3 protein-coding genes are annotated in these 3,794 nt (G+C 71.5%); 1 reads left to right on the forward strand and 2 read right to left on the reverse strand.

Features of this window, described 5'->3' with window-relative positions; genetic code table 11:
* Positions 1 to 281: 281 nt before the first annotated feature.
* On the reverse strand, positions 282 to 1,076 hold the full coding sequence (locus GT030_RS01310; RefSeq protein WP_130331525.1) for a class II aldolase/adducin family protein: 795 nt from the start codon (positions 1,074 to 1,076) through the stop codon (positions 282 to 284).
* A 144-nt stretch (positions 1,077 to 1,220) separates the two neighbouring features.
* The gene (gene guaA / locus GT030_RS01315) at positions 1,221 to 2,801 is read right to left on the reverse strand and encodes a glutamine-hydrolyzing GMP synthase (protein ID WP_161199420.1); all 1,581 of its coding nucleotides are present in this window, start codon (positions 2,799 to 2,801) and stop codon (positions 1,221 to 1,223) included.
* Positions 2,802 to 3,120: 319 nt separating this feature from the next.
* Between guaA and GT030_RS01320 the strand changes: the two genes are divergently transcribed.
* The gene (locus tag GT030_RS01320) at positions 3,121 to 3,390 is read left to right on the forward strand and encodes a chorismate mutase (protein WP_161199421.1); all 270 of its coding nucleotides are present in this window, start codon (positions 3,121 to 3,123) and stop codon (positions 3,388 to 3,390) included.
* Positions 3,391 to 3,794: the final 404 nt, after the last annotated feature.

The following is a 3,794-nucleotide window of genomic DNA, read 5'->3' on the forward strand; positions in this document are numbered from 1 at the left end:
CCCGTGCGGGCAGTCCCCGCACGCGCAGCCGCCTCCGTGGGCCCCCGCGCCGTCCGCCGCGCCCTGCCTCGCCTCCTGCACCGCCACGACCGACGCCCGCCTTCCCCGCCACGCGAGATCCCGGAATGCGGCCGTCACGCACAGTGCGTGCGGTGGCCGAGCAACTCCCCTGTGAACAAGGCGAATTGTGCCCTACGCCGGGCACCCTCGATTCGCCGGTCCGCGCTGGGCGGAAAGGACCGCCCATCCTGCTGACCCACTCGCACGCCCGTGCGGGACGCTCAGCTCAGCAGGTCGGGTTCGCTGCGGCTGATGTCCTGCCAGAGGGGCTGGTAGTTGATCCAGGCCACGAGGTCGCCGCCGAGCTGCTCGCGGGTGGCGACGGCCTGCCGGTGCTCGATGAGCACGGGGCGTCCGGCGGCCTCCGCGGTGAGCTGGACCTGGCAGGAGCGTTCCATGGACATGAACCACCAGGCGGCCGCGTCGACCGAGTCCCCGACGGTGAGCAGGCCGTGGTTGCGCAGCACCAGGGCCTTGCTGGAGCCGAGCACCGAGGCGATGCGGCGGCCCTCCTCGGCGTCGACGGTGACTCCGGTGTAGTCGTCGTAGAGCGCGGTGTCCTCGTAGAAGGCGCAGCTCTCCTGGGTGATGGGGTCGGGGACCTCGCCGAGGGAGGCGAGGGCGCGGCCGTGCACGGAGTGGCAGTGCGCGACGGCGACGACGTCCGGACGGGCCGCGTGGACCGCCGCGTGGACGGTGAAGGCGGCCTGGTTGACGTGGTAGCCGCCCTCGACGACCTGGCCGTCCTGGTTGGCCAGCACCAGGTCGCTCACGGTGACGTGCTTGAAGGGCATCCCGAACGGGTTGACCCAGAAGCAGTCGCTGAACTCCGGGTCGCGGGCGGTGATGTGGCCCGATACGCCGTCCTCGAACCCGGCGCGCCCGAAGAGGCGCAGGGCGCCCGCGAGGCGTTCCTTGCGGTGGCGGCGTTCCTCGTCGACCGACTCGTGCATGGGCGGCATGGCGAACCGCAGCTTGTCGGTGGGCAGCGGCGAGGGAGGGGTGGGCCGGTGCATGAGTCCTCCAGCGCTGGGGTGCTTTACGGACCGGAAGTTACCGTCGGGTGGCGGGTACCAAAAGAGGCCGAGTGACGAAAAAGAGGTGGAACGGCCGGAGCCGTTCCACCTCGGGCGGTGCCGGTCAGCCGGCCGGCACCCGGGTCACTCCCACTCGATGGTGCCCGGCGGCTTGGAGGTCACGTCGACGACGACGCGGTTGACGTCGCGGACCTCGTTGGTGATCCGGGTGGAGATCTTCGCCAGCACGTCGTAGGGCAGCCGGGACCAGTCGGCGGTCATGGCGTCCTCGGAGGAGACGGGGCGCAGCACGATGGGGTGGCCGTAGGTGCGGCCGTCGCCCTGGACGCCGACCGAGCGGACGTCGGCGAGCAGCACGACCGGGCACTGCCAGATCTCGCGGTCCAGGCCGGCGGCGGTCAGCTCCTCGCGGGCGATGGCGTCGGCGTCGCGCAGCAGGTCCAGGCGCTCCTTGGTGACGTCGCCGACGATGCGGATGCCGAGGCCGGGGCCGGGGAAGGGCTGGCGCTGGACGATCTCCTCGGGCAGGCCGAGTTCCTGGCCCACCATGCGGACCTCGTCCTTGAACAGCTTGCGCAGCGGCTCGATGAGCTGGAACTCGAGGTCCTCGGGGAGGCCGCCGACGTTGTGGTGCGACTTGATGTTGGCGGTGCCGGTGCCGCCGCCGGACTCGACCACGTCCGGGTACAGGGTGCCCTGTACCAGGAACTCCACGGCCGGGCCCTCGTCCGCGATGATCTCGGCCTGGGCCTGCTCGAAGACGCGGATGAACTCGCGCCCGATGATCTTCCGCTTCTCCTCGGGGTCGGAGACCCCGGCGAGCGCCTTGAGGAAGCGCTCCTCGGCGTCGACCACCTTGAGCTGGACACCGGTGGCGGCGACGAAGTCCTTCTCGACCTGCTCGGTCTCGCCCTTGCGCATCAGGCCGTGGTCGACGTAGACGCAGGTGAGCTGGGAGCCGATGGCCTTCTGCACCAGGGCGGCGGCGACGGCGGAGTCCACGCCGCCGGACAGGCCGCAGATGGCGCGCTTGTCGCCGACCTGCTCGCGGATCGCGGCGACCTGCTCCTCGATGACGTTGCCCGTGGTCCAGGACGGGGTCAGGCCCGCGCCCCGGTACAGGAAGTGCTCCAGCACCTGCTGGCCGTGCGTGGAGTGCATGACCTCGGGGTGGTACTGGACGCCGTAGAGCTTCTTCTCGTCGTTCTCGAAGGCGGCGACCGGCACCACGTCGGTGGAGGCGGTGACGGTGAAGCCCTCAGGGGCGGCGGAGCAGGCGTCGCCGTGGGACATCCACACGGGCTGCTCGTCCGGGGTGCCCTCGAACAGGGTGGAGCCGGACATCGAGACGTGCAGGCCGGTACGGCCGTACTCGCGGGCGCCGCTGTTGTCGACGGTGCCGCCGAGGCTCTGCGCCATGAGCTGGAAGCCGTAGCACATGCCGAAGACGGGGACGCCGGCCTCGAAAAGGTCGCCGTCGAGCTGCGGGGCGTTCTCCTCGTAGACCGAGGAGGGGCCTCCGGAGAGGATGATCGCCGCGGGGTTCTTGGCGAGCATCTCGGCGACCGGCATGCTGCTGGGCACGATCTCGCTGTAGACCCGCGCCTCGCGGACGCGACGGGCGATGAGCTGGGCGTACTGCGCGCCGAAGTCGACGACCAGAACGGTGTCGGGGGCGTCGGCAGACTGGGTCGCTGATGACACGGGGTGCCTTCCGGCGGTGGGGCGGGGGTCTGTATGACCGATTCTAACGGGGTGGGCGCCGACCCCCTCCCGGACGCCGGAGGGAGATGTCCACAGGCGGTCCGGGGCGACCGGCGGTCGTGGCATACTGACCCCGTGTTCACCCAGACGACGTTCCGCTTTACCTATGGCACCGGGCCCGCCGGCTGCCATGGTCGTTCTGCTTGAGCACATAACAAGCGACTTCCGACAGGCGCTCCGGGCCAACAAGGCCCGGAGCGCCTGTTGTCTTTCCGGGTCCTGCCGGTCCGGGGCGGCCACCAGCCCCCAGGAGCCCCGCATGACCACCGCAGCCCCGCACACCGAGCCCGAGCGGACCATCGACGACGCCCGCGAGCGGATCGACGCCCTCGACGACCGGATCATCGGCCTCGTCCAGGAGCGGATGGCCGTCTCCGCCGTCGTCCAGCAGACCCGGATCGCCTCCGGCGGCCGCCGGGTCAGCCTGTCCCGCGAGATGGAGATCCTCGGCCGCTACCGGGACGCCCTCGGCAAGCCCGGCACCGCGCTCGCCATGACCCTGCTGGAGCTGTGCCGGGGTCGCATCTGAGTTCGGGGCCGCTCTCACCCGTACGGCGCGTGACCGGCTCGCGCACCGCTTCGTTGAGCCCCATGTCCGTGCCAGCCAGGGGCGGGCCCGAAAGAACCACGCGTGGCTCGCCGGGGCGATGAGGGGTACGGGTCGTGCCGTACGCCGTGGGACCTCGTCCCGGAACAGTGACCGGACGGCAGGGGACAGCAGCCCGGTCACCCAAGAGAACGGCCGGCTCCGGGGACGCCCGGGGCCGTCCGGCGGACAACTGCACACATGAACCCGCGCCGGAGCGGGCGGCCGCGGACGCCTCAGGGCGTGCGGCTCGCAGCGCACCCTCCCCCTGTCCCCCGCGCATCTCCGGCACCCTCCCCGCACCACCACCGCCACCGGTGCGGACCATCGAGGCGGGCGGCGCCAAC

It is taken from the genome of Streptomyces sp. SID1328 (assembly GCF_009865595.1).
In the GTDB taxonomy this organism is placed as follows: domain Bacteria; phylum Actinomycetota; class Actinomycetes; order Streptomycetales; family Streptomycetaceae; genus Streptomyces; species Streptomyces griseoluteus.

Coding starts and splice junctions, on each gene's coding strand:
- GT030_RS01320 (WP_161199421.1), top strand. CDS start 3,121: ATGACCACCGCAGCCCCGCACACCGAGCCCGAGCGGACCATCGACGAC.
- GT030_RS01310 (WP_130331525.1), bottom strand. CDS start 1,076: ATGCACCGGCCCACCCCTCCCTCGCCGCTGCCCACCGACAAGCTGCGG.